27 protein-coding genes are annotated in these 22,864 nt (G+C 60.0%); 11 read left to right on the top strand and 16 right to left on the bottom strand.

What is annotated here, in order from left to right; all coding sequences use genetic code 11:
• Window positions 1-109: 109 nt before the first annotated feature.
• On the bottom strand, window positions 110-1,783 hold the full coding sequence (locus HU759_RS09590) for a DEAD/DEAH box helicase (protein ID WP_017136163.1): 1,674 nt from the start codon (window positions 1,781-1,783) through the stop codon (window positions 110-112).
• Between the two features lie 424 nt (window positions 1,784-2,207).
• Here HU759_RS09590 and HU759_RS09585 point away from each other — a divergent pair, with 424 nt between their 5' ends.
• A complete protein-coding gene (locus HU759_RS09585; protein WP_017136162.1) occupies window positions 2,208-2,999 on the top strand; it encodes a crotonase/enoyl-CoA hydratase family protein in 792 nt (263 codons plus the stop codon).
• Window positions 3,000-3,119: 120 nt separating this feature from the next.
• Here HU759_RS09585 and HU759_RS09580 read toward each other — a convergent pair whose 3' ends face one another.
• Window positions 3,120-3,875 carry a spermidine synthase gene (locus tag HU759_RS09580; RefSeq protein ID WP_017136161.1) on the bottom strand — a complete coding sequence of 252 codons (756 nt, stop codon included), beginning with the start codon at window positions 3,873-3,875 and terminating at the stop codon, window positions 3,120-3,122.
• A gap of 124 nt (window positions 3,876-3,999) precedes the next feature.
• On the opposite strand from HU759_RS09580, the gene HU759_RS09575 reads away from it, so the two are divergent.
• Window positions 4,000-5,346 (top strand): 3-deoxy-7-phosphoheptulonate synthase class II, encoded by a 1,347-nt coding sequence (locus HU759_RS09575; RefSeq protein WP_017136160.1) that lies wholly within the window; start codon window positions 4,000-4,002, stop codon window positions 5,344-5,346.
• A 162-nt stretch (window positions 5,347-5,508) separates the two neighbouring features.
• Here the strand turns inward: HU759_RS09575 and HU759_RS09570 are convergent, their stop codons facing one another.
• Together HU759_RS09570 and HU759_RS09565 are read right to left on the bottom strand one after the other, a co-directional pair.
• Complete coding sequence (locus HU759_RS09570) at window positions 5,509-6,726, bottom strand: winged helix-turn-helix domain-containing protein (protein WP_170038975.1); 1,218 nt, start codon at window positions 6,724-6,726, stop codon at window positions 5,509-5,511.
• 45 nt (window positions 6,727-6,771) lie between these two features.
• Window positions 6,772-6,978: a DUF1127 domain-containing protein gene (locus tag HU759_RS09565; protein WP_026013616.1), complete on the bottom strand. Its 207-nt coding sequence runs from the start codon at window positions 6,976-6,978 to the stop codon at window positions 6,772-6,774.
• Window positions 6,979-7,048: 70 nt separating this feature from the next.
• On the opposite strand from HU759_RS09565, the gene HU759_RS09560 reads away from it, so the two are divergent.
• Window positions 7,049-7,930 (top strand): LysR family transcriptional regulator, encoded by an 882-nt coding sequence (locus tag HU759_RS09560; protein ID WP_032865497.1) that lies wholly within the window; start codon window positions 7,049-7,051, stop codon window positions 7,928-7,930.
• Here the strand turns inward: HU759_RS09560 and HU759_RS09555 are convergent.
• Window positions 7,920-8,669, bottom strand: a complete 750-nt coding sequence (locus HU759_RS09555; RefSeq protein ID WP_065929730.1) for a sulfite exporter TauE/SafE family protein — start codon at window positions 8,667-8,669, stop codon at window positions 7,920-7,922. The genes HU759_RS09560 and HU759_RS09555 overlap by 11 nt on opposite strands.
• Before the next feature lie 108 nt (window positions 8,670-8,777).
• Here HU759_RS09555 and HU759_RS09550 point away from each other — a divergent pair, with 108 nt between their 5' ends.
• The 3 genes from HU759_RS09550 (at window position 8,778) to HU759_RS09540 (ending at window position 10,926) form a co-directional block, all read left to right on the top strand.
• Window positions 8,778-9,728, top strand: a complete 951-nt coding sequence (locus tag HU759_RS09550) for a LysR family transcriptional regulator (protein ID WP_058422841.1) — start codon at window positions 8,778-8,780, stop codon at window positions 9,726-9,728.
• A gap of 79 nt (window positions 9,729-9,807) precedes the next feature.
• The gene (locus HU759_RS09545; RefSeq protein ID WP_017136154.1) at window positions 9,808-10,260 is read left to right on the top strand and encodes a MarR family transcriptional regulator; all 453 of its coding nucleotides are present in this window, start codon (window positions 9,808-9,810) and stop codon (window positions 10,258-10,260) included.
• A gap of 246 nt (window positions 10,261-10,506) precedes the next feature.
• Window positions 10,507-10,926 (top strand): organic hydroperoxide resistance protein, encoded by a 420-nt coding sequence (locus tag HU759_RS09540; protein ID WP_076017342.1) that lies wholly within the window; start codon window positions 10,507-10,509, stop codon window positions 10,924-10,926.
• A 67-nt stretch (window positions 10,927-10,993) separates the two neighbouring features.
• On the opposite strand, the gene HU759_RS09535 is transcribed toward HU759_RS09540, so the two are convergent.
• Both HU759_RS09535 and earP read right to left on the bottom strand, forming a co-directional pair.
• Entirely contained in the window at window positions 10,994-11,566 is a 573-nt protein-coding gene (locus tag HU759_RS09535) for an elongation factor P (protein WP_017136152.1), read from the bottom strand.
• Window positions 11,567-11,615: 49 nt separating this feature from the next.
• The gene (gene earP / locus HU759_RS09530; protein WP_138452415.1) at window positions 11,616-12,749 is read right to left on the bottom strand and encodes an elongation factor P maturation arginine rhamnosyltransferase EarP; all 1,134 of its coding nucleotides are present in this window, start codon (window positions 12,747-12,749) and stop codon (window positions 11,616-11,618) included.
• A 132-nt stretch (window positions 12,750-12,881) separates the two neighbouring features.
• Between earP and HU759_RS09525 the strand changes: the two genes are divergently transcribed.
• Together HU759_RS09525 and HU759_RS09520 are read left to right on the top strand one after the other, a co-directional pair.
• Window positions 12,882-13,262: a hypothetical protein gene (locus HU759_RS09525; RefSeq protein ID WP_069788695.1), complete on the top strand. Its 381-nt coding sequence runs from the start codon at window positions 12,882-12,884 to the stop codon at window positions 13,260-13,262.
• 12 nt (window positions 13,263-13,274) lie between these two features.
• Complete coding sequence (locus tag HU759_RS09520) at window positions 13,275-13,757, top strand: GreA/GreB family elongation factor (protein WP_069788694.1); 483 nt, start codon at window positions 13,275-13,277, stop codon at window positions 13,755-13,757.
• Window positions 13,758-13,892: 135 nt separating this feature from the next.
• Here HU759_RS09520 and cysB read toward each other — a convergent pair whose 3' ends face one another.
• From cysB to HU759_RS09495, 5 genes are all read right to left on the bottom strand, one after another.
• Window positions 13,893-14,867: an HTH-type transcriptional regulator CysB gene (gene cysB / locus HU759_RS09515; RefSeq protein ID WP_003189876.1), complete on the bottom strand. Its 975-nt coding sequence runs from the start codon at window positions 14,865-14,867 to the stop codon at window positions 13,893-13,895.
• Between the two features lie 103 nt (window positions 14,868-14,970).
• Window positions 14,971-15,471, bottom strand: a complete 501-nt coding sequence (locus HU759_RS09510) for a universal stress protein (protein WP_017136149.1) — start codon at window positions 15,469-15,471, stop codon at window positions 14,971-14,973.
• A 48-nt stretch (window positions 15,472-15,519) separates the two neighbouring features.
• A complete protein-coding gene (locus tag HU759_RS09505; protein ID WP_017136148.1) occupies window positions 15,520-16,437 on the bottom strand; it encodes a 5'-nucleotidase in 918 nt (305 codons plus the stop codon).
• Between the two features lie 16 nt (window positions 16,438-16,453).
• Complete coding sequence (locus tag HU759_RS09500; RefSeq protein WP_186617331.1) at window positions 16,454-17,407, bottom strand: putative 2-dehydropantoate 2-reductase; 954 nt, start codon at window positions 17,405-17,407, stop codon at window positions 16,454-16,456.
• Window positions 17,404-17,790: a hypothetical protein gene (locus tag HU759_RS09495; RefSeq protein ID WP_017136146.1), complete on the bottom strand. Its 387-nt coding sequence runs from the start codon at window positions 17,788-17,790 to the stop codon at window positions 17,404-17,406. Before HU759_RS09495 ends, HU759_RS09500 begins: the two co-directional genes overlap by 4 nt.
• On the opposite strand from HU759_RS09495, the gene HU759_RS09490 reads away from it, so the two are divergent.
• Both HU759_RS09490 and HU759_RS09485 read left to right on the top strand, forming a co-directional pair.
• Window positions 17,789-18,223 (top strand): PilZ domain-containing protein, encoded by a 435-nt coding sequence (locus HU759_RS09490; protein WP_186617330.1) that lies wholly within the window; start codon window positions 17,789-17,791, stop codon window positions 18,221-18,223. The genes HU759_RS09495 and HU759_RS09490 overlap by 2 nt on opposite strands.
• A 130-nt stretch (window positions 18,224-18,353) precedes the next feature.
• Complete coding sequence (locus HU759_RS09485) at window positions 18,354-19,430, top strand: 3-deoxy-7-phosphoheptulonate synthase (protein ID WP_017136144.1); 1,077 nt, start codon at window positions 18,354-18,356, stop codon at window positions 19,428-19,430.
• A 128-nt stretch (window positions 19,431-19,558) separates the two neighbouring features.
• Here the strand turns inward: HU759_RS09485 and HU759_RS09480 are convergent, their stop codons facing one another.
• Window positions 19,559-19,840: a GNAT family N-acetyltransferase gene (locus HU759_RS09480; protein WP_003189869.1), complete on the bottom strand. Its 282-nt coding sequence runs from the start codon at window positions 19,838-19,840 to the stop codon at window positions 19,559-19,561.
• 622 nt (window positions 19,841-20,462) lie between these two features.
• Between HU759_RS09480 and oprI the strand changes: the two genes are divergently transcribed.
• A complete protein-coding gene (oprI, locus tag HU759_RS09475; RefSeq protein WP_003172710.1) occupies window positions 20,463-20,714 on the top strand; it encodes an outer membrane lipoprotei OprI in 252 nt (83 codons plus the stop codon).
• 135 nt (window positions 20,715-20,849) lie between these two features.
• Here the strand turns inward: oprI and HU759_RS09470 are convergent, their stop codons facing one another.
• The 3 genes from HU759_RS09470 to HU759_RS09460 all read right to left on the bottom strand — a co-directional run bounded on the left by HU759_RS09470 (window position 20,850) and on the right by HU759_RS09460 (window position 22,860).
• A complete protein-coding gene (locus HU759_RS09470) occupies window positions 20,850-21,821 on the bottom strand; it encodes a L,D-transpeptidase family protein (RefSeq protein ID WP_017136143.1) in 972 nt (323 codons plus the stop codon).
• Window positions 21,822-21,905: 84 nt separating this feature from the next.
• The gene (locus HU759_RS09465) at window positions 21,906-22,196 is read right to left on the bottom strand and encodes a hypothetical protein (protein ID WP_017136142.1); all 291 of its coding nucleotides are present in this window, start codon (window positions 22,194-22,196) and stop codon (window positions 21,906-21,908) included.
• 58 nt (window positions 22,197-22,254) lie between these two features.
• The gene (locus HU759_RS09460) at window positions 22,255-22,860 is read right to left on the bottom strand and encodes an arylesterase (RefSeq protein ID WP_017136141.1); all 606 of its coding nucleotides are present in this window, start codon (window positions 22,858-22,860) and stop codon (window positions 22,255-22,257) included.
• Window positions 22,861-22,864 lie beyond the last annotated feature (4 nt).

Below are 22,864 nucleotides of genomic sequence, written 5' to 3'. Positions count from 1 at the left end.
GCCAGCTCCCACATTTGATCGGGTGCTGATCCGAAAGAAATGCCAGGCAAAAAAAATCCCCGAACCAGTCGGGGATTTTTTATATGCGATCAATCAGCCCAAAGGCGGATCAATCTTCGCGGTAGCGACGCAGCTTCAGCTGCTTACCGGCAACGCGAGTGTCTTTGAGCTTGGCCAGCAGTTTTTCCAGACCGTCTTCCGGCAGCTCCACCAGGGAGAAGCTGTCACGAACCTGGATGCGACCGATGGCTTCACGTGCCAGGCCACCCTCATTGAGGATAGCGCCCAGCAGGTTCTTGGCGGCGATGCCATCACGCGCGCCCAGCGCGGTACGGCAGCGAGCACGACCTTCAGCCAATGGAACCGGAGCGCGACGCTCACGATCACCACGGTCTGGACGGTCACCGGTACGCTCTGGACGATCACCGCGTGGCGCGTTGTTCGGTACCAGTGGGCGTTCTTTCTCGATCGCTGCCAGGGTCAGGGCCTGACCGTTGGTGGCTTTGCGCAGCAGAGCTGCAGCCAGGGCACGTGGGGTGCAACCGATATCGGCAGTCAGGCGGTCCAGCAGGTCGCCGTGGGTCGATTCAGCGTCAGCCACCAGCGGCGACAAGCTGTTGGTCAGTTTCTTGATGCGAGCATCGAGAACGGCCTGGGCATCCGGCAGGCGGACTTCGGCAACTTTCTGACCGGTTACACGCTCGATCACTTGTAGCATGCGGCGCTCACGCGGAGTCACCAGCAGCAGTGCACGACCTTCGCGACCCGCACGGCCGGTACGGCCGATACGGTGAACGTAGGACTCTGGATCGTAAGGCATGTCAACGTTGAACACGTGAGTGATACGTGGAACGTCGAGGCCACGGGCGGCGACGTCGGTCGCCACAACGATGTCCAGACGGCCATCCTTGAGGGAGTCGATCACGCGCTCACGTTGGTTCTGGGCAATGTCACCGTTCAGCGCAGCGGCTTTGTAGCCTTTGGCTTCCAGGGCACTGGCCAGGTCCAGGGTCGCTTGCTTGGTGCGCACGAACATGATCAGGGCGTCGAAGTCTTCGACTTCCAGCAGGCTCAATACAGCCGAGGTCTTCTGGTCAGCGTGAACCAACAGGTGAGCCTGTTCGATCGCGGTAACGGTCTGAGTCTTGGTCTGGATCTTCACGTGTTGCGGATCGCGCAGGTGGCGTTCGGCAATGGCACGGATCGACTGTGGCAGGGTGGCCGAGAACAGTACGGTCTGACGGGTCGGTGGCAGTGCTTTAAAGATGACTTCCAGGTCATCCATGAAGCCCAGCTTCAACATTTCGTCAGCTTCGTCCAGAACCAGGTGGTTCACGGTCGACAGCACTTTCTCGTCACGACGCAGGTGGTCGCACAGACGGCCCGGCGTGGCGACAACGATCTGTGCGCCGTTACGGATTGCTTTAAGTTGTGGGCCCATAGGCGCGCCGCCGTAAACGGCCACAACGGTTACGCCTGGCATTTGCTTGGCGTAGGTTTCAAAAGCGGTTGCTACTTGCAGCGCCAACTCACGGGTTGGCGCCAGGATCAGGGCTTGCGGCTCGCGCTTGGCAGGATCGATGCAGTGCAGGATAGGCAGGGCGAACGCGGCGGTTTTACCGGTACCGGTTTGCGCCTGGCCAATCATGTCCTGCCCGGCCATGATGATCGGGATCGATTGCTGCTGAATAGCCGAAGGTTCTTCGTAGCCGGTCGCGATGACGGCAGCGAGAATGTTCGGGTTAAGATTAAAAGCGGCGAAGCCGCCGGTTTCCTGGGTCATGGGTCTGCCTCTAAGTGCATCCGCAAAGACCCATGCTCCAAAGCTGCGCATGCCGTGTTGAGACTCAAGAGTCGCCCTGGCTGCTTTGTCGGCGGGGATTTGCGAAAACGAATGAATGAAAAAGATTCGTCAAGGGAGAGTCCGCTGTGCGGACGTGCAGCCGAAGCTGACTTCGGGGAATTGCGCTACCTAAACGCGGCCCGGTTAAAGGCCGGCGCGCACTATACCGGAAATAGCTGAAAAAGGGAGCTTTTTTTATCCGAAAGTGCCGATATACCGCGCTGCGTCACCTTCTTTGCGTATACCCGCGCCAAGGTCTATTTTTCAAAGGCCCGGCCCTGTTGGTCACAACACTTAAACGGTTCACCTGCCCATTAAGGCCCACTGGTCTAAAACCCTACCCAAGCCCCCGAGGCCACCCCCGATGAATCAAGCCAGCAGCAGTCGCGTCAGCCGTGAATTACAGGGTCATGTCCTGCTGTTGGGACTGGATCGAGTGGCCAAGCGCAATGCCTTTGACCTGGACCTGCTCAATGAGCTGAGCCTGGCCTATGGCGAATTTGATCGAAACGACGACGCTCGCGTGGCCGTGGTATTCGCCCACGGCGAACATTTTACTGCCGGGCTGGACCTGGCCAATGTCAGTGGCGTGATGTCGGGAGGCTGGCAACCACCGTTGGGCGGCTGCGATCCGTGGGGCGTGTTTGCCGGCCCCCGCGTCAATAAACCGGTGATCGTCGCGGCCCAGGGTTACTGCCTGACCATCGGCATCGAATTGATGCTGGCGGCGGATATCAACCTCTGTGCCAGCAATACGCGCTTTGCGCAGATGGAAGTGCAGCGCGGGATTTTCCCGTTTGGCGGCGCGACCCTGCGCTTTCATCAGATCGCCGGCTGGGGCAACGCGATGCGCTGGCTGCTGACCGGCGATGAGTTCGACGCCCATGAGGCGCTGCGTCTGGGGCTGGTGCAGGAAGTGATGGCCAGTGAAGACCTGCTGCCGCGCGCCATCGAACTGGCCAGCCGCATTGCCCGCCAGGCACCGCTGGGCGTGCAGGCGACGTTGATGTCGGCGCGCCAGGCACGCATGGAAGGTGAAGCCGTGGCGGCGGCCGGGTTGCAGGTGGTGGTGGAGAAATTGTTGAACAGTGAAGATGCCAAAGAAGGTGTGCGGGCGATGGTTGAGAAGCGGCCGGGGGTGTTCAAGGGGATTTGAGTAGGCTGTGCGGGCCTCATCGCGGGCAAGCCCGCTCCCACAGGTGGAATGCATTTCAACCGGAAAATGCTATTCAACTGTGGGAGCCGGGCTTGCCCGCGATGGCGTCAGTACGGGCAACTAAGTCGCCGGCCGAATCGCCTTGATCAACGCCTGCAACGAATACCCCAACCGCGGCGCCAACGCCTCGGCGCGGTCCGACAACGCTGCCATATCCAGTTCCTGATCCAGCTCCGATGGCACCAGCAAAATCACATTGCCCTCCTTCACCGGCAGTTCCCAGTAATGCCGGTGATACAACCCGCGCAACAACGCCGCACCCAATGGTTTACCGTCATCGGTCGCCCACTGGTTGATCACCAGCCAGCCACCCGGGTTGAGTTTTTTCTGGCAGTTTTCCAGAAAGGTCCAGGCCAGGTGCCCGACGCCTGGGCCAACATCCGTATACAAGTCGACGAAAATCAAGTCGGCCGACTCGGCGGTATCGAGCAATTGCAACGCGTCACCAATACGGATGTACAAGCGCGGGTCGTCATCCAGCCCCAGGTACTCGATGGCCAGGCGCGGCACATCCGGGCGCAGCTCGATGGCCTCGACGTCTTCCAGCGGCAGAAACTTGAGGCACGCCTGGGTCAGCGTACCGGCGCCCAGGCCGAGGAACAGCGCGCTTTCCGGTTGCTCATGGCACAACGCGCCAATCAACATCGCGCGGGTGTAGTCGTACTCGAGCCAGCTCGGGTCGGCGGTAAACACGCAGCTTTGCTCGATGGCATCGCCAAACTCGAGAAAACGGTAATCAGCCACTTCGAGCACACGAATCATGCCGAAATCATCATGGACTTCAGCCAGCAGGCGCTCGACACGCTCCTCGCTCATCACTACTCCTAAAGGGTTTACCGCACGGCAAAGGCGCGATTGTCGGCCAAGCGGCGGCAACAGGTCACGCACTAATTGCTGCTAACATTGGCGCCCGACCGTCAATCAACCTATCGAGTTCATGATGAGCCAACCCTGGAGCCCCGACAGCTGGCGCGCCCTGCCGATCCAGCAACAACCCCAGTACCCGGACGCTGCGCACTTGCTGCAAGTGGAGCAAAGCCTGGCCAGCTACCCGCCACTGGTATTTGCCGGGGAAGCACGCGAATTGCGCCGTCAGTTTGCCGAAGTGACCCAGGGCCGCGCCTTCCTGTTGCAAGGTGGTGACTGCGCCGAAAGCTTTGCCGAGTTTTCTGCTGCAAAAATCCGCGACACCTTCAAGGTGCTGCTGCAGATGGCGATCGTGATGACCTTCGCCGCCGGTTGCCCGGTGGTCAAGGTTGGACGCATGGCCGGCCAGTTTGCCAAGCCGCGTTCGGCCAACGATGAAACCATCGACGGCGTCACCCTGCCCGCCTACCGTGGCGACATCGTCAACGGTATCGGCTTCGACGAAAAAAGCCGCGTGCCAGACCCGGACCGCCTGCTGCAGTCTTACCACCAGTCCACTGCCACCCTGAATTTGCTGCGCGCGTTTGCCCAGGGCGGGTTTGCCGACCTGCACCAGGTGCACAAGTGGAACCTGGACTTTATCGCCAACTCCGCGCTGGCCGAAAAATACAGCCAACTGGCCGATCGCATCGACGAAACCCTCGCGTTCATGCGCGCCTGCGGTATGGACAGCTCGCCGCAATTGCGCGAAACCAGCTTCTTCACCGCCCACGAAGCGCTGCTGCTGAACTATGAACAGGCCTTCGTGCGCCGCGACAGCCTGACCAACGACTACTACGACTGCTCGGCCCATATGCTTTGGATCGGCGACCGCACCCGTCAGCTGGACGGTGCCCACGTCGAGTTCCTGCGCGGGGTCAACAACCCGATCGGGGTCAAGGTCGGCCCGAGCATGAAGCCTGAGGACCTGATCCGCCTGATCGACATCCTCAACCCGGACAACGACCCAGGCCGCCTCAACCTGATTGCGCGCATGGGCGCCGGCAAGGTCGGCGACCACCTGCCCAACCTGATTCGTGCGGTACAGCGCGAGGGCAAGCAGGTGCTGTGGAGTTCGGACCCGATGCACGGCAACACCATCAAGGCCAGCAGCGGCTACAAGACCCGCGACTTTGCGCAGATTCTTGGCGAGGTGAAGGAGTTCTTCCAGGTCCACCAGGCCGAGGGCAGCTATGCCGGCGGGATCCATATCGAGATGACCGGGCAGAACGTCACCGAATGCATTGGCGGCGCGCGGCCGATTACCGAAGATGGCTTGTCTGACCGTTATCACACGCATTGCGACCCACGGATGAATGCCGATCAGTCGCTGGAATTGGCGTTTTTGATTGCCGAGACGTTGAAGCAAGTCAAACGCTGACTCATAGGCTTGTTGTGGCAAGCGGGCTTGCCCCGCGTTGGGTGGCGAAGCCACCCTGAAACCAGCCACCCCGTTCTTCCAGATATACCGAGGTGTTTGTGATGGGGCTGCTTCGCAGCCCAACGCGGGGCAAGCCCGCTCGCCACAAAAGCCCTCGACAACTCATATTTGCAACATCGCCACCCGAAGCCGCGCCGCACTCGGCCGCTGGCAGTTGAGCTGCACCTGCTCCAACCCAAGCCAGCCCGCCATCTGCCGCAGATTCAGGGCCAACGCCTGCATCCCTTCCTCATCCAGCCCCGGTTCTTCCTCGTGCACCGCGTGCACTGCCAGGCGCCCATTGGCGCGTTCGGCGCGCAGGTCAACCCGCGCGGCAATCCGCTCATTGTGCAAAAACGGCAGCACGTAGTAGCCATACACCCGTTTGTGTTGCGGGGTGTAGATCTCCAGCCGGTAACGAAAATCGAACAGACGCTCGGTGCGGCTGCGCTCCCAGATCAATGAATCGAACGGCGAGAGCAAGGCGCTTGCGGGCACTTTGCGTGGCACTTTGGGTTCAGGCAGGCAGTAAGCCGCCTGCTTCCAGCCCTGCACCTGGCACACCTGCAACTGCCCATCCTCGACCAACTCGGCCAGGCGGCCACGGCTGTCGGCGGGGTCCAGGCGGAAATAGTCGCGCAGGTCTTTTTCGGTGGCGACGCCCAATGCAGTCGCGCTGTGCAGCAGCAAACCGCGCTGAGCTTCGGCTTCGCTCACAGACGCGTGAAGAATATCGGCGGGAATGACCCGTTCCGGCAAATCATAGAGCCGCTCAAAACCGCGCCGCCCCGCGACGGTGACCAAACCGGCGGCGAACAGCCATTCCAGCGCGTGTTTTTCCTCACTCCAATCCCACCAGGGGCCGGCACGCTCCTCGCGGGTCGACAAGCTGCCCGCGCCCAATGCGCCTTGCTGCTCGACCGTGTGCAGCACGCGCTGAATGGTGGCCTGCTGCTCACGCCCAAAGCGCGCCATCTGCGAATAGATGCCCTGCCCTAACTTTGCCCGCTCCATGCGCCAGCGCATCAACGGGTACAGCGCCATGGGCAGCAAGGAGGCCTCATGGCCCCAATACTCAAACAACGAGCGGCGCCGGCCCTGGCTCCAGGCAGCGTGTTCAAGGATCAACGGGGAGTAATGGCCCAGGCGCGAAAACAGCGGCAGGTAATGGGAGCGCACCACGGCGTTGACCGAATCGATCTGCAATACACCCAACCGCTCAATCAAACGGTTGAGGTGCGCAGCCTTGATCAATGCTGGCGCCTGGCGCCCGGAAAATCCCTGGGCCACCAGCGCCATGCGGCGTGCTTGCTTGAGGGAAAACGACAGGTCGGCGGGCATGGGTCTCTCCGTGTGAGCTCGCCGACCACCCTACTGCATCCTGGCTTATTTTCGCAGCGGGTCTTGCCAGAAATGCAGATGACGCTCCTGCTCGACATCGCTGCGGTTAAGCCCAATATCCTTAAGCGCTTCATCGCTCAAGCTTGCCAGGGCATGGCGCTCCTCATGCAGCGCCTGCCAGCGGGCAATGCTGCGAAGCAGCACGGAAAACGGGCGCTTGCCCAGCAACACAAAACCTTTCTGACCTTTCATCTTCTCGCCCTCCAGTGGGGATGGCGCAAGTGTGTGCCTGGCCTTATGATCAATCCAACGAATGTTTCTTATGCAATACATCTCTGAGATTGATCAATTGTCCAGCTACCCAAGCATTGACACCGACGTACTGCGCACCTTCGTCGCCATCGCCGACCAGGGCGGCTTTACCCGCGCCGGCGAGTTGGTCAACCGCACGCAATCGGCGGTGAGCATGCAGATGAAGCGGCTGGAAGAAGACGTGCTGCAACGCAAGTTGTTCGAGCGCGATGGCCGCCAAGTAAGGCTCACGCCGGAAGGCGAGGTATTACTGGGTTATGCACGGCGCATCCTGAAACTGCACAGTGAAGTGTTCAACACCCTGCGCGAACCGCATATGGTGGGATTGGTGCGCATCGGCACGCCGGATGACTACGTGATGCGTTTTCTGCCGGGCATTCTCAAACAGTTTTCCAAGGCCTACCCGCTGATCCAGATCGAGATGCACTGTGAGTCGTCATCGGTGTTGATGCAGCGCAGAGACTTGGCGCTGACCGTCATCAGCCGTGAACCCGGCAAGGAAATCGGCGAGTTGTTGCGCACCGAGCGCATGGTGTGGGCGGCCGCGCCCTGCTTCTGCGTGGACGAGCACGATGCATTGCCCCTGGCCGGTTCCGGTACTGACTGCCTTTACTACCAGTGGACCCGTGCAGCGCTGGATGCGGCCGGGCGTGATTATCGCATGGCCTACCACAGCTCTAATGTGGCGGCGATCCAGGCGGTGGTTAACGCTGGCCTGGCAGTGATGGTGTGCATGGAAAGCCTGGTGACCGACGACTTGCGAATCCTGAGCAGCGACGACGGCTTCCCGCCACTGCCCTCGATGAACCTGCACTTGTTACGCAACCCGGCAATGACCTCGCCGATCACCGAATGCCTGGCGCAATACATCGTCGAAGGCTTCAGACTTTAAAGGTCAACATCACCGCGCACACCGCCAGGAAAGCGCAGAACAGCCCGCGCAACACACGCTCCGGCAACGCATGGGCGACTTTCACGCCCCAACTGATGCTCAGCAGGCCACCCACCGCCAGCGGCACGCCGATCATCCAGTCCACTTCATGGTGCCAGGCGTAGGTGACCAGCGTCACACTGGTACTGGGCAATGCCAGGGCCAGCGACAAGCCTTGCGCAACCACTTGGGTGGTGCCGAACAGGCTGGTCAGTACCGGCGTGGCAACCACCGCGCCGCCCACGCCGAACAAGCCGCCCATGGAACCGGACGCAGCACCCAGCACGCCAAGCCATGGCCAGGAATAACGCATTTGCGCAGTCGGCGGTGCGTTGCGGGTGAACAGGCGCAGCAGGTTGTACGCCGCCAGCGTCAGCAAGAACGCGATGAAGCCGATGCGCATGGCCCCGGCGTCCAGGCCCACCGCCCAGATCGAACCCAGCCAGGCAAAGCTGAAGCCCATGACCCCCAGCGGCAGCGCGTGACGCAATTCAATCCGGTTGCGTTGATGGTAACGCCACAACGCCAGCATCACGTTGGGCACGACCATCACCAAGGCCGTGCCTTGGGCAATCTGTTGATCCAGGCCGAACAACACGCCCAGTACCGGAATTGCGATCAGCCCGCCACCAATGCCAAACAACCCGCCGACCGTACCGAGCGCCGCGCCCAATACCAGATACATCGCCAAATCCATCACCGCTCACCACTCCAGAAGCCCAGGCCTTGCATGCTACGCAGTCGGCTATAGCGTGGAAACGCACAGCAACGCACAATGGCTGTGCCAATCTCGCATAAGCGCACACCCATGAACCCCAACACTCTGACCGAGCAACTGAGCCTGTTTCTGGATGTATTGGAGACCGGCAGTTTTTCCGCCGCCGCGCGCCGCCACCCACTGACACCATCGGCGGTAGCGCGGCGCATCGACAGCCTGGAAAGCTCGGTGGGCAGCCGCCTGTTCCAGCGCAGCACCCACGCGGTGCTGCCCACGCCGGCGGGCCTGGCCTTCGCCGAGCGGGCGCGGCGGATCGTCAGCGAATTGCAGCTGGCCCGTGCCGAAGCCGTGTCCTTGAGCCATGCGCCGGAAGGCTTGATACGGGTGGACGCCCCGGCCGCCTTTGGTCGACGGCACTTGGCGCCGGTAATTGCCGACTTTTTGAATGTGTACCCTGGGCTCGATGTGCACCTGCACTTGATCGACAGCTTTGTCGATATGCAGGGCGCGCACCTGGGCAAAGTCGATTTGGTGCTGCGCGCCGGGCATATCGTTGACACTCGCCTGGTGGCCACGCCCCTGGCGAGCATTGTGCGCATCGCCTGTGCCAGCCCGGCATACCTCAAAAGCCATGGCACGCCCAGCCACCCACGCGAGCTGAGCGAGCACGATGGCCTGGACTGGGACGGCCTGGCGCCGATGTTCGCGTGGCGCTTCGAACTGGATGGGCGCCGCACCCTCTACCGACCGCGGCGTATCCGCATGAGCGCCAACAACGCCGAAGCCCTACTGTCTGGCGCCCTTGCCGGGCTGGGTATCGCCCACCTGCCCACGTGGCTGGCCAGCGAATACCTGGTGCGCGGCGAGTTGCTGCCGCTGTTTTGCGAAAACGGCCTGCCCAGCCCGGAAACCGCTGGCATCTACGCGTTGCGCCTGGAACAGCAACCGAATGCGCGCAGCCGTTTGCTGCTGGAATACCTCAAATCGCGTTTCAGCCCTGTGCCGCCATGGGATCTGGCGCTGCAAAGCGGCCTGGTCTGACCGGTGCGCCAGAATTATCTGGCGCATTAAAGGTTTGCCCGCTAGATTCCTGGGCATACACGCTTTTTAAGGCAGCACCATGAGTAAAAATCCCAACCCGTGCGAAAACCTGATGCTGGACAACCAGCTGTGTTTCGCCCTGCACTCCACCTCGTTGCTGATGACCAAAGTCTACAAGCCGCTGCTACAAGCCCTCGGCCTGACCTACCCGCAGTACTTGGCCATGATGGTGCTGTGGGAAGAGGATGGCTTGACCGTCGGCGAAATCAGCCACCGCTTGCTCACCGACCCGGGCTCCCTCACGCCATTGCTCAAACGCCTGGAAGCCGAAGGCCTGCTCAGCCGCACCCGCAAGCGTGAAGATGAGCGGGTGGTGGTGGTGGAACTGACCGAAGCGGGACGTGCCTTGCAGGAAAAGGCAATGGGGATTCCGCAGTGCATTCTGGGGGCGAGCGGTATGCAGCTTGAGCAGTTGCGCAAGCTACAGGCGGATCTGATTGCGTTGCGTAGTAATTTGCAGGGTGCTGTCTGACGCGATTTTCCAAACACTAAAAATCTGAATGTGGGAGCGGGCTTGCCCGCGATGGCGGTGTGTCAGTCGCCAGATGTGCTAACTGATTCACCGCCATCGCGGGCAAGCCCGCTCCCACATTTGTTTTTTTGAGCCCATCAAATATTTTTATATTTATCTTGCGCGCTAAATATTAGCGCTATATATTCGCCTCACCAACTACTTAGCGCGCAAACATTTAGCGCTAAACCAAAAGAGGACGACACCATGCAAACGCTCTATACCGCAGTAGCCACCGCCACCGGCGGCCGTGATGGTCGCGCTGTTTCCAGCGACAACATCCTCGACGTCAAACTCTCCACCCCAAAAGAACTGGGCGGCGCTGGCGGCCAGGCCACCAACCCCGAGCAACTGTTCGCCGCCGGCTATTCGGCCTGCTTTATCGGCGCGCTGAAATTCGTCGCCAGCCAGACAAAACGCAAAATCCCGGATGACGCCTCGATCACCGCCCACGTCGGCATCGGCCAAATCCCCGGCGGTTTCGGCCTGGACATCGACCTGCACGTCAGCCTGCCGGGCCTGGCACAAGACGAGGCGCAAAGCCTGGTCGACGCCGCGCACCAGGTCTGCCCGTACTCCAACGCCACCCGTGGCAACGTCGATGTGCGCCTGCACGTGACGGTCTGATTTACACACGCGCACAAAAAAGCCCGACGCCAGGTCGGGCTTTTTTTGTCGTACGGTTGGGCCAGAATTACTTCTTGGCGCGACCTTTGTACGAACCACCTTCACGGGTGTCGATTTCGATCATGTCGTCGATTTCGATGAAATCAGCAACTTGCAGCTCGGTACCGTTAGCCAGTTTGGCAGGCTTCATCACCTTGCCCGAAGTGTCGCCGCGAGCGGAACCTTCGGTGTAGGCAACTTTACGCACGATGGTGGTCGGCAGCTCTACGGAAACCAGACGGTCTTCGAAGAAGATCGCTTCGCAGACGTCTTCCATGCCTTCTTCCACGAACGGCAGAACGGCTTCGATATCTTCAGCGTTCAGCTCGTACATGGTGTAGTCGGTGGTGTCCATGAACGTGTAGGTGTCGCCGCTGATGAAGGACAGGGTCGCTTCTTTGCGGTCGAGGATCACGTCGTCCAGTTTGTCATCGGCGCTGTAGACGATCTCGGTCTTGTAACCGGTCAGCAGGTTCTTCAGCTTGGTCTTCATGATTGCGCTGTTACGACCAGACTTGGTGAACTCAGCTTTCTGAACCAGCCAAGGGTCGTTTTCGAGACGGATCACTGTACCGGGTTTCAGTTCTTTACCAGTTTTCATTGCATATATCCGAAATTTGGATGGGATTTACAAAATTCAAGGTGGCGTATCATATCCAACTTTCATAAAACTGTACCAGCGCCGTCGCAAGATCGGCCTGCAAGCCTTGTTCCAGACACCAGGTTTGCGCGTGCAGGTGTACCTCCGGCCAGTGTTCCATGAGCATTTTCCACGCTTGTGCCATATCGCCATCAGCGTTCCAGGCTTGCCACAGGGTCACCACAGCGACCTTGGCGGCGGGCGACAACGCGGCGGTGTACAGCGCCAGAAAGGCGTCGAGCTTGTCCAGGTGGATGTCTTCGTCCTGGCGATAGATGTGCCACAGCAACGGCCGCCCTGCCCATTGGGCACGCACGAACGAGTCTTCGCCGCGCACGGCGTTGAAGTCGCAGCACCACAGCAGGCGGTCATATTGTTCCTGGCGCACGAACGGCAGCACCTGCACGGTCAGCGCCTCGCGTTGATGCACATCGCCCACCGCCAGCGCCTCGACACCGAGCCAGCGCTGCACGTCGCCGAGGATGCGGCCTTCCGGCACCAACAGATGAGTGGCATGCCCATCCGTCGCCAACACGTCCAGCCAGCTGGCGAGCCCGGCATTTTCATAGGCAAACAACGACATCAGCCGCGCACCGGCTGCCGGAACGACGCCTATCGACTGCAGGAATTGTTGTCGCGCTGCGCCGTCATGCTGAAATGCCTGACGCTGCTCCAACAGCCCGCCTTCACGCAAAAGCCCGCCCGTGCCCGGACGAAACCCCGGAAAGAAGAAGTACTTTTGCACGCCCTTGAACTTCACCGACGGCAGACGGTGGCAACCCACCACCCAGTCTTCGGCGCTGAGGTAATCCAGGTTCATCCACAACGGCGTGCGTTCGCGCGCGGCCATGGCCTCCATATAATCGGGCGGCAACTGGCAAGCGAAGGCGGCGATCACAACGTCGGCGGGTGGCGTCTGCGGCCAGTCGGCCGACCAGTGACGCACTTCAACGCCTTCCTGCCATTGCTGATCGCGCTGCACCTCGATTTCGGGGCACATGCGTTCGAAGGCGCGCAGGTCGTCGACCCATAAGCGCACTTCGCACGCATGCTCAACCACCAACTGCCGGGCCAGGCGCCAGGTCACGCCGATGTCGCCGTAGTTGTCGACGACGCTGCAAAAAATATCCCAGCGGGCTTTCATTCCGGGCTCCAACATTCAAAGGCTCGATTGTCCGCATAAATGCGCCGATGCAGAAGGCTTGATCGCGATTATTCTGCACAGTGGCTGTGCGACAATCGCCGCCACGCCGTCAATGCCTGCCAGGAGGCCAACATGTCCGAACGTCCGTTGTCGCTGTTCAAGCTCAGTGCTGCCGTGGCCTTTGGCCTGTGGCTGGGGTTTATCGCCATTGTGCTGACCGCCTGGCTGGCCTCGCGCTACCTGTTCCCGCAAAGCCTCGCACCCGTGGCTCAAGCGGTTCAACAAGCCGTTCAACAGATGGGCAAACCGGCCGCTGTGGCGCCGGAGCCGCCGAACCGTATGTTCGAGCAATACACCGAGAACCTGCGCAAGCAGGAACAACAACAAACCCTGGACCAGGCGCGCAACAATGCGCGCAACCTGTCTAACCCCAAATGCCAGTTCTGGCTGCAACAAGACCAGAACGCGCCCAATGAAAAGAGCAAGGCGAATGTCCTGCAATTTTGCGAATGACCCAGCACACTCATGAATAAACATGCCGTTCACCAGTTGATCCTGGAAAAACTCAGCGTCGACCTCGACATCGCTCAGCGTGCCGCACAGACCGCCTACGAAACCGCGACCCACGAAGAAAACATCGCGGAGAACAAGTACGACACCTTGGGGCTGGAAGCTTCCTACCTCGCGGCCGGGCAAGCCAAACGCGTCGAAGAGATCAAGCAAGCGCTGGCGTTGTGCCAGAACCTGCAACTACGCGCCTACGATGATCAACGCGGGATTGAGGTCGGCACGCTACTAGGCCTGGAGGACGAGAACAGCCGCCAGCAGTGGCTGTTCCTGGCGCCGGATGCGGCAGGCTTGAAAGTCGATGTGGTGGGCCAGCCGGTGACCGTCATCACCCCGCGCTCGCCCCTGGGCAAAAGCCTGCTGGGCAAGTTCGAGGGTGATGAGGTGGAGATTCTGGTGGCGGGCGCCCGGCAACACTTCACGGTTACCGAGGCCAAGTAAACCACTCTAAGCACAGGGGCTTACCGTGGCGAGGGAGCTTGCTCCCGCTCGGGTGCGCAGCGCCCGCAAGCTTTTTGGGGCCGCTACGCAGCCCAGCGGGAGCAAGCTCCCTCGCCACACCTGCAATAATCAATATCAGTGGACGGGCAATTCAACGCCGTCAAACAGCTCTTCCAGTTCCTGCTTGTTATGGCACTGGATCGCCTTGGCCATGACTTCACGGGTCAGGTGCGGTGCAAACTTCTCGATGAAGTCGCACATGAAACCACGCAGGAAGGTGCCACGGCGGAAGCCGATCTTGGTCACGCTGGACTCGAACAATTCGCTGGCGTCGAGCACGACCAGGTCTTTATCGAGGTTGGTGTCGACCGCCATTTTGGCGACGATACCCACACCCAGGCCCAGGCGCACGTAGGTCTTGATCACGTCGGCGTCAGCGGCGGTGAACACCACTTTCGGTGTGAGGCCGCGATGGCTGAAGGCTTCATCGAGCTTGGAGCGGCCGGTAAAGCCGAACACATAAGTGACGATCGGGTATTCAGCCAGGGCTTCGAGGGTCAGCTTCGGCAGCTTGGCCAACGGGTGGCCCTGGGGCACGACCACGCAACGGTTCCAGCGGTAGCACGGCATCATCACCAGGTCGCCGAACAGCTCAAGGGCTTCGGTGGCGATGGCAAAATCGACGGTGCCGTCAGCAGCCATCTCGGCGATCTGCATCGGCGAACCCTGGTGCATGTGCAGGGCCACATCGGGGTATTGCTTGATGAAATCGCGGATCACCGGCGGCAAGGCATAACGCGCCTGGGTGTGGGTGGTGGCGATCGACAGGGTGCCTTTCTTCTCGTTGGAGAATTCCTGGGCGATCTGCTTGATGCTTTCGACTTTGCGCAGGATCTCGCCGGCGGTGGTGATAATGCGCTCACCGGCCGGGGTCACACGGGTCAGGTGTTTGCCGCTGCGCGCGAATACTTCGACGCCCAGCTCGTCTTCGAGCAGGCGGATCTGCTTGCTGATACCGGGTTGCGAGGTGTAAAGGCTTTGAGCGGTAGCGGAAACGTTGAGGTCGTGGTGCGCCACTTCCCAGATGTAGCGCAGTTGTTGAAGCTTCATATATGTCCCTCAAAGCGGATAGACGCCACGGGTATCAGCGACGGTATATAACTATATTAAAGGTCAGACAGATAAATCTAGAACTTTTTATCGTTTTTACCCATCACGTGTCATCAGTGCGTCGACGCTGCAGCGACGGCACCATGTAAACCGGCACTGTGGCCAGTTGCAGTACCCGCGCCGCCGTGCGCCCAAGCGGTGTGGCGGTCGCGGTTGTGTGGCTATGACTACCTACGATCAACAGGTCAACGGAAAGTTTACGCAGTTGGTCGAGAATCACCTCGCACGGGTCCCCCTGGATCACGCGCACCGAGCGAATCAACTGCAGGTCTTGCTCGCCCTCCCCCAACTCCTCGCGAAAACTGTCGAGCACCCGTTGCTCAATGGTCGCCATCACCGTGTTCAGGCCCTGGCTCTGCCATTCACTCAGGGCCTTCTCATCAAGGTAGCTTTGCAACACCGATTCGGCGAACAACCCGATCGGCTCGACCACATGAATCACATACAAATCCGCCTTGAACGTCCGGGCCAGCGCCAGCGCATGTTGCATGACATACGGCGCATACAGACCGAGGTCCGTGGCATACAACATCGAACGAATCATAGAACCTCCTGGACTGCCAGGATGGCGGGGATTGATTGAGCTTAGCAGCTAGCTCTCGGTCTGGATTTTCAACTCATTGCTGATGCCATGGGGCACATGCCCGGTGGTTACCACCTCCCTGGCTTTCTCACAATGACCGGCCTGGTCGTCGAAAAACACATCGGCGGCGAACGCCTCCAAAAACGCGGATTTCTCCAGGCCGCCAAGGAACAGTGACTCATCCAGGCGGATGTCCCATTCGCGCAAGGTGCGAATCACCCGCTCATGGGACGGCGCCGAACGCGCGGTGACCAGGGCGGTGCGGATCGGGCAGGCGTCGTCCGCGAACTCGCGCTGCAACAGGTTGAGCGCCGCCAGGAAGCCCTTGAACGGACCGCCGTGCAAAGGCTCGCGTGCCGACTCGCGCTCGCTGGCATGAAACGCCTCTATCCCACCGACCTGATACACGCGCTCCGACTCATCGGAAAACAGCACCGCATCGCCGTCGAATGCAATGCGCAGTTCTTCACTCGATGCCCGGCGCGCGCCGCCGGACAGAATCGTCGCCGCAGCGAAACCAGCATCCAGGGCGCTGCGCACATCTTCAGCATGGGTCGACAAAAACAAATGGCAACCAAACGCGGCCAAATAAGGATATGGACTACGCCCTCCTACGAAAGCGGCGCGGGAAATATCCAGGCCGTAATGCTGGATCGAATTGAACACGCGCAAACCGGTGTCGGCGCTGTTGCGTGACACCAGCACCACTTCGACGCGGGCACGCCCGAGGCTGGCGTTAAGGCTAAGGAGCTTTTTGACCAGCGGGAAGGCGTCGCCGGGTTCGAGGGTTTCTTCCTCGTGTTCGATCTGGTATTTGCGATACGCCTCCACCCCTTCGTTCAGGTAGATCTTGTGGCTGTCGCTCAGGTCGAACAGTGCCCGCGACGAAATCGCCAGCACCAGTTTGTCGCCCAATCCTTTCGCCATAGTGTTTCTCCCCAATTCAGCGATTGCGCCGATCAATAAAACTCAAGGCCTGGTAGAGCGCCTGCATGCATGGCAATTCACAGCCCGCCGCTTTGGCAGCGGCCAATGGCCGGGCGTAGATCGCCGCCAGTTCCAGCGGGCGTTTGTGCACGTGGTCGTGGTACATGCTGGGCAGGTAGTCAGCCATAGTGTCGGTCATGGTGAGCATTTGCTCGACGTAACTGCCGGGAATTTCATGGCCACAGGCGTGGGCGCCCTGCACCACTTCAGTCATCAAGGCCTGGATCAGTTCGCGGCTGGACTCATCGGCCATCATCGCGCTGGTGCCGGTGCCCAGCAATACCGAGAGGCCATTGAACGGCACATTCCAGACCAATTTATGCCAGCGGGCCTGGTGCACATTGGCCATGGCCTGGGACTCGATGCCGGCCTGGTGAAACAGCGCGGCGCCCTCCTCGACAATGGCCTTCTGCTGCGCCTCATCGTTGGCCGCCGTGCCACTGTGATAGCCAAGATTCACCCGGCCCAACGCCTGATGCTCGACGACACCCGGCCCGGAACGATGCACGCCGATGTAACACAAGCCGCCCAACAGGTGCAGCGACGATGGCAGGTGTTCGCGCAGGCTGTCTTCAACATCGAGGCCGTTTTGCAGGAGCACTACCTTGGCGCCCGGTGCGGCGACCTGGGCAAGGGTTGGGGCCAGCTCCACGTTGCCGGTGGATTTGGTGCCGACCAGCAGCCAGTCGCACGCCGGCATATCGGCAGCCTGGGCATAGGCCTGCACAGGGTGCAGGTGCAACTTGCCGTGCACAGTACTGTTGAGGTGCAGGCCATGCTCGGCGACCGCCGCATATTCACTGCGCAACAGAAAGTGCACATCGAACCCGGCACGCGCCAGCATCAGGCCGTAAAAACCACCGATGGCACCGGTGCCGATAATGCCGATGCGGGGCGACTGTGCTGTCATGGCAGATCCTCTGGAGTACGGGTAAGTGCTTGATTAATCGCGTCCGCAAGGTCGGGCCGGGTAAGACGCGCCTGTAATTGCCCAAGGAATTGACCCTCGCACACGAGGAACAACGCGGGCAAATGAAAGATCTGGTAGCGCTCAACCGCCCCGCCGTTGTGCCCGGCATCCACCCAGCACACGCGCTCGACCGGCAACGTCCAGCCGGGCAGTTGCTGGCGTGCCCAACGGCAACTGGAACAGCCCACGCTGGTAAACACCAGCAGCGAAATACCTGGCAATCCCAGCAATTGCTGGTCAATATCCAGGTCGGTCAATTCCAGTTCCTTCACTATACTGCTGCCACTGCCGTCAATTGGACGGTGCTCGGAGTCCGTGTACATGGGTCGTTTTTTACCTCACCCTGATGATGTCGCTGTCGAGTTAATCCAACGTCCCGCCCCAGCTATTCCCCGCCAACGCCTGCACACTATCGGCCTGGGCGGCGTCGCCTGCAATTGCCCGCGTGCCTGGCGCCAGGGCACGGCGGTTGATCTGCGCATCCCGTCACTGGGTGCCAGCGCCCGTTATCCGGGCTATGTAGCCTGGTGTCGCAAAGTCGAAAATGGCTACCGTATCGGCATTTCCTTTACCGATGAACATGCCTTGTTCGGTGCGCGCATGGGCGAGCAAGTGTGCCAGATCGAACGCTACTGCCGCCTGCACGAAGACGCCGAGCCAACCCCTGCCCAGCTCGAGACCATGGCCCGTGAGTGGGTTTCACGCCATGCCAGTGAGTTCGCCCACGACACCTTTGTGGCGCCGGTGCTGGATTAAAGCCGGCTTTGCCCATTGTCGCGGCCCCGTGTTACGCGCTAAGGTTCCTCCCCCCTGCATTCAAATCATGCTGTGCCCGCCGCACGGGGATAGCAGGCGGCCGGCACCCGTGACCCTGGCGAGTAACACGATGGCTGATTTACCGATCAATGACCTTAACGTCGAATCCAACGAGACCCTGATCACCCCTGATCAGCTCAAGCGCGAAATCCCTTTGAGCGATGCTGCCCTGCAGACCGTGACCAAGGGCCGCGAAGTCATTCGTGACATTCTCGATGGCACCGACCACCGCCTTTTTGTAGTGATCGGCCCGTGCTCGATCCACGACCTCAAGGCTGCCCACGAATACGCCGAGCGCCTTAAAGTGCTGGCGGCTGAAGTGTCCGACACCTTGTATCTGGTGATGCGCGTCTATTTCGAGAAACCACGCACCACCGTCGGCTGGAAAGGTTTGATCAACGACCCGTACCTGGACGACTCGTTCAAGATTCAGGATGGTTTGCATATCGGTCGCCAATTGCTGCTGGACCTGGCCGAAATGGGCCTGCCGACCGCGACCGAAGCGCTGGACCCGATCTCCCCGCAGTACCTGCAGGACCTGATCAGCTGGTCGGCCATCGGCGCACGCACCACCGAGTCCCAGACCCACCGCGAAATGGCGTCCGGCCTGTCCTCGGCCGTGGGCTTCAAGAACGGCACCGATGGCGGCCTGACGGTTGCGATCAACGCCCTGCAATCGGTGTCCAGCCCGCACCGTTTCCTGGGTATCAACCAGGAAGGTGGCGTGTCCATCGTCACCACCAAGGGCAACGCCTATGGCCACGTGGTACTGCGCGGCGGCAACGGCAAGCCCAACTATGATTCGGTCAGCGTGGCGCTGTGCGAACAGGCGCTGAACAAGGCCAGGATCAAGCCGAACATCATGGTCGACTGCAGCCACGCCAACTCCAACAAGGACCCGGCCCTGCAACCGCTGGTGATGGAAAACGTCGCCAACCAGATTCTTGAAGGCAACCAGTCGATTATCGGCTTGATGGTCGAAAGCCACTTGAACTGGGGCTGCCAGTCGATTCCAAAAGACCTGGCCGACTTGCAGTACGGCGTGTCGATCACCGATGCCTGCATCGACTGGTCAGCCACCGAGACCACCCTGCGCAGCATGCATGCCAAGCTCAAGGACGTGTTGCCCAAGCGCAAACGCACCTGACCTTACACTGCGCACACAAAAACGCCGGGCTTAGCCCGGCGTTTTTGTGTGCGGCATCTGATTGATCGTTCCCACGCTCTGCGTGGGAATGCAGCCATGGACGCTCCGCGTCCCGCCTCACTCAATATTCAGAGCTTCGCGGCATGGCGCTGATGGCGCTCCATGTAGCGCTCTACGTAAGAGCACGAAGGGATCACGGTGTACCCGGCCTCTTCGGCGAACTTCAACGCTTCCTCGGTCAACGCAGCAGCAATGCCGCGCCCGCGCAATGCGTTGGGCACGAAGGTGCGATAGATGTCCAGGGTCTGTTTGCCCAGGTCCATATAGGTCAGATAGGCACGATGACCGTCCACATTGGTCTCGAACTGATGACCAGCCTGGTCATGGTGGATGGACAACGCCTCGCTCATCACTACTCCTCGCGGGTCTTGGATTTCGACCCCTACCTTACCGATGTTTTTCCGGCGAAGGAACATCTACGCCACCCCGTGCCGGTTTCGACAACGAGAAAACCTATAGCGCTCACAACCAGCACGTAGAGAATAGTAGGCACCAATGCTGCAATAGCTCAAGGCGCACTCGTCATCCCTTGCCGCTGGCGGTTACAGAAAGGGCTTCGATCAATCGATGATCGATAGCCTGAACATTGCCGGCAGTTGAAGCTTGAGACGAACTGCCGCTCTTAAAGTCACCTCTAGATGCGCCTACATGCGCAAAAGATGCCGGGCCAGGCAAAGGCCAACTGAAAAAAAGTGTCATCGTAGATATATAAATTTACACCTGCTTACCCAGCCTGACACAGGCTGGCCGGACCTCTCAGCTTGGATCCAGTTCCCGACGAAATGAAAATTTTTGAGCAGTTTTTATACAAACCTCCAAAAGATTAGCCAAAATAGATACGGCACAAGAATTTTTTTTGCTTCTTGCGCTACGTCAGTTTACTTACTACAAGTAATGAGTAGTATGTACGCCGGCTATCAGCTCACCCTGAGAAAGTAGCCATTTAATAGAAAGTCCTTGAAGGGGAACACGATGAACAACGTTCTGAAATTCTCTGCTCTGGCTCTGGCCGCAGTTCTGGCTACCGGTTGCAGCAGCGTCTCCAAAGAAACCGAAGCTCGTCTGACGGCAACTGAAGACGCAGCAGCTCGCTCCCAGGCTCGTGCAGACGAAGCCTACCGTAAAGCTGATGAAGCTCTGGCTGCTGCTCAAAAAGCACAACAGACTGCTGACGAAGCTAACGAGCGCGCTCTGCGCATGCTTGAAAAAGCAAGCCGCAAGTAATAATCCCTCGGGGTTGTTATCAAGCCGATCCATTCTTGGATCGGCTTTTTTATTGCCTGCAATTCAGCCCTGAATCCAGCGCAATAAAAAGCCCGCCATAGCGCAAGGCCTTGGCGGGCTTTTGATCGAACAGGCTTATTGCTGCAGATCGATAGGCGTGCTGGACACCACCGGCGTGTTGGCACCCGGTACCCCAATCTCGGTGGGCAGGCCATCTTCGGCGGCCACCACATCACGCACCTGATCCCAATTGACGCGCAAATTGTTGGCCAGGTCTTCGCGCTTGAGCAGGGCATTGATGACCGCAGTGTGCTTGTCGACCACCGAAGGCGTGCCATCGTCGTTCAGCGGCGTATGCGCTTCAAGGTAGACCTTGCCGCCACTGCTGCCGAACTTGTACGCATCGTTGATGATGCGCACCGAGGTGCCGACCGGCACCATGTCGGCCATCTCCAGCACGTTGTTGTTGAACATGCGGAAGCAACCGTGGCTTGTACGCGTGCCGATACCAAATTTCATGTTCGAACCATGGATCAGGTAACCCGGCGTGCCCAAGGTGAACTTGAACGGCCCCAGTGGGTTATCCGGCCCGGCCGGCACCACATTGGGCAGCGGGTCGCCATTGGCGGCGTGCTCGGCCTTGATCGAGGCGGGCGGGGTCCAGGTCGGGTTGGGGATTTTGCCGGTGATGGTGGTGTGCGCGACCGGCGAACCCCAGCCCTCACGGCCAATGCCCAACGGGAAGGTGTACACCACGTTCTGGCCCTTGGGATAGTAATAGAGCCGGTATTCCGCCAGGTTGATCACGATACCTTCGCGCGGGCCGGGCGGCAGAATAAACCGCGTGGGCAGCACAATCTCGGTGCCCGCGCCGGGCAACCAGGCATCCACACCCGGGTTGGCCGCGACCATTTCCGAATAGCCCAGGTCATAGGTGGTGCCCAGGTCGGCAAAGGTGTCTTCGTACTTGGCCTTGATCACCTGGACCTGACCGACGATGTCTTCACCCGGCGGGGGCAAGGGCAACTGCAAGGCTGACGCCGAACCGGCTGCACACAAGGCAGCAAGAGACAGGCAGCAGGTAACGACGGAAAGGCGCGACAACATCCGGAAAATCCTTCGCAGAACGACGGGTAGGAAAACACTGATTGTATACGTGAAGCGCGATCCAGGCATCAACCTGCCCCGCTGCTACTCGAAGCGCAGCTCTGGCCAGATCAGCGGCGTGCCACGCTTTTGCGATTCGAGAATTGCCCGGCACAGCGGGCACAGGCGCTGGTCCTGAAAAATCGCACGGTCCACCGATGACCAGCGTGGTTGCGCCGGCAACAAAGTGCCGCACAGCGTGCGGTCGATCGAGCCACCCAGCTCCAATTGACGCGCAACCAGATGCACCCGGACTTCCTGGCAGGCGAACAGATCCAGCTGCTCGTCAGGCTCGATCAGTTGGTAGTTGAACAGGGACCAGGCAGGGCGCGACATCGGGGGCTCCAGATCGGGGGGGCGCCACCTTAGCCGAAAGCCTGCCGGTAGAAAAGCGTCATAGCAGCGGTTTTAGCGTCGGCCAGACATTTTCCAGCAACTTGCCCTGTGCGCCGACTGCCGGGTGAAGCTGATCGGCCTGCATCAACTCGGGATGGCCGCCCACGCCCTCAAGGAAAAACGGCACCAGCGGGATGCTTTTTTCCTTGGCCAAGGTACCGTAGACCTCGGCAAATGCCGTGGTGTATTTAGGGCCATAATTTGGGGGCAACTGCATCCCCAGCAGCAGCACCTTGGCGCCCTTGGCCTTGGACTGGTCAATCATCGACGCAAGATTTTGTTTCAATTGCGCTGGCGGCTGCCCACGCAGGCCATCATTGCCACCCAACTCGAGAATCACCACATCCGGTTTATGCTCTGCAAGCGCCGCCGGCAGCCGCGCCAGGCCTCCGGCACTGGTGTCGCCGCTGATGGAGGCGTTGACCACTTTATCGTCGAAACCTTCGCTCTTGAGCCGTTGTCCCAGCAACGCTACCCACCCTTTGCTGGTATCCAGCCCGAAACCGGCACTGATACTATCGCCAACGATCAGGACTGTACCCGCCGCTGCGTTCTGGGCCATGCACATCAAGGCCAGGCCAGCACTCAAAAACCACATTCGCATCGGA

The organism is Pseudomonas sp. OE 28.3 (assembly GCF_014268205.2).
Lineage (GTDB): Bacteria > Pseudomonadota > Gammaproteobacteria > Pseudomonadales > Pseudomonadaceae > Aquipseudomonas > Aquipseudomonas edaphica.
The sequence above is the reverse complement of the archived record's forward strand: the minus strand, read 5'-3'. Positions and strand labels throughout refer to the sequence as shown.

Coding starts and splice junctions, on each gene's coding strand:
- HU759_RS09590 (WP_017136163.1), bottom strand. CDS start 1,783: ATGACCCAGGAAACCGGCGGCTTCGCCGCTTTTAATCTTAACCCGAAC.
- HU759_RS09585 (WP_017136162.1), top strand. CDS start 2,208: ATGAATCAAGCCAGCAGCAGTCGCGTCAGCCGTGAATTACAGGGTCAT.
- HU759_RS09580 (WP_017136161.1), bottom strand. CDS start 3,875: ATGAGCGAGGAGCGTGTCGAGCGCCTGCTGGCTGAAGTCCATGATGAT.
- HU759_RS09575 (WP_017136160.1), top strand. CDS start 4,000: ATGAGCCAACCCTGGAGCCCCGACAGCTGGCGCGCCCTGCCGATCCAG.
- HU759_RS09570 (WP_170038975.1), bottom strand. CDS start 6,726: ATGCCCGCCGACCTGTCGTTTTCCCTCAAGCAAGCACGCCGCATGGCG.
- HU759_RS09565 (WP_026013616.1), bottom strand. CDS start 6,978: ATGAAAGGTCAGAAAGGTTTTGTGTTGCTGGGCAAGCGCCCGTTTTCC.
- HU759_RS09560 (WP_032865497.1), top strand. CDS start 7,049: ATGCAATACATCTCTGAGATTGATCAATTGTCCAGCTACCCAAGCATT.
- HU759_RS09550 (WP_058422841.1), top strand. CDS start 8,778: ATGAACCCCAACACTCTGACCGAGCAACTGAGCCTGTTTCTGGATGTA.
- HU759_RS09545 (WP_017136154.1), top strand. CDS start 9,808: ATGAGTAAAAATCCCAACCCGTGCGAAAACCTGATGCTGGACAACCAG.
- HU759_RS09540 (WP_076017342.1), top strand. CDS start 10,507: ATGCAAACGCTCTATACCGCAGTAGCCACCGCCACCGGCGGCCGTGAT.
- HU759_RS09535 (WP_017136152.1), bottom strand. CDS start 11,566: ATGAAAACTGGTAAAGAACTGAAACCCGGTACAGTGATCCGTCTCGAA.
- earP (WP_138452415.1), bottom strand. CDS start 12,749: ATGAAAGCCCGCTGGGATATTTTTTGCAGCGTCGTCGACAACTACGGC.
- HU759_RS09525 (WP_069788695.1), top strand. CDS start 12,882: ATGTCCGAACGTCCGTTGTCGCTGTTCAAGCTCAGTGCTGCCGTGGCC.
- HU759_RS09520 (WP_069788694.1), top strand. CDS start 13,275: ATGAATAAACATGCCGTTCACCAGTTGATCCTGGAAAAACTCAGCGTC.
- cysB (WP_003189876.1), bottom strand. CDS start 14,867: ATGAAGCTTCAACAACTGCGCTACATCTGGGAAGTGGCGCACCACGAC.
- HU759_RS09510 (WP_017136149.1), bottom strand. CDS start 15,471: ATGATTCGTTCGATGTTGTATGCCACGGACCTCGGTCTGTATGCGCCG.
- HU759_RS09505 (WP_017136148.1), bottom strand. CDS start 16,437: ATGGCGAAAGGATTGGGCGACAAACTGGTGCTGGCGATTTCGTCGCGG.
- HU759_RS09500 (WP_186617331.1), bottom strand. CDS start 17,407: ATGACAGCACAGTCGCCCCGCATCGGCATTATCGGCACCGGTGCCATC.
- HU759_RS09490 (WP_186617330.1), top strand. CDS start 17,789: ATGGGTCGTTTTTTACCTCACCCTGATGATGTCGCTGTCGAGTTAATC.
- HU759_RS09495 (WP_017136146.1), bottom strand. CDS start 17,790: ATGTACACGGACTCCGAGCACCGTCCAATTGACGGCAGTGGCAGCAGT.
- HU759_RS09485 (WP_017136144.1), top strand. CDS start 18,354: ATGGCTGATTTACCGATCAATGACCTTAACGTCGAATCCAACGAGACC.
- HU759_RS09480 (WP_003189869.1), bottom strand. CDS start 19,840: ATGAGCGAGGCGTTGTCCATCCACCATGACCAGGCTGGTCATCAGTTC.
- oprI (WP_003172710.1), top strand. CDS start 20,463: ATGAACAACGTTCTGAAATTCTCTGCTCTGGCTCTGGCCGCAGTTCTG.
- HU759_RS09470 (WP_017136143.1), bottom strand. CDS start 21,821: ATGTTGTCGCGCCTTTCCGTCGTTACCTGCTGCCTGTCTCTTGCTGCC.
- HU759_RS09465 (WP_017136142.1), bottom strand. CDS start 22,196: ATGTCGCGCCCTGCCTGGTCCCTGTTCAACTACCAACTGATCGAGCCT.
- HU759_RS09460 (WP_017136141.1), bottom strand. CDS start 22,860: ATGCGAATGTGGTTTTTGAGTGCTGGCCTGGCCTTGATGTGCATGGCC.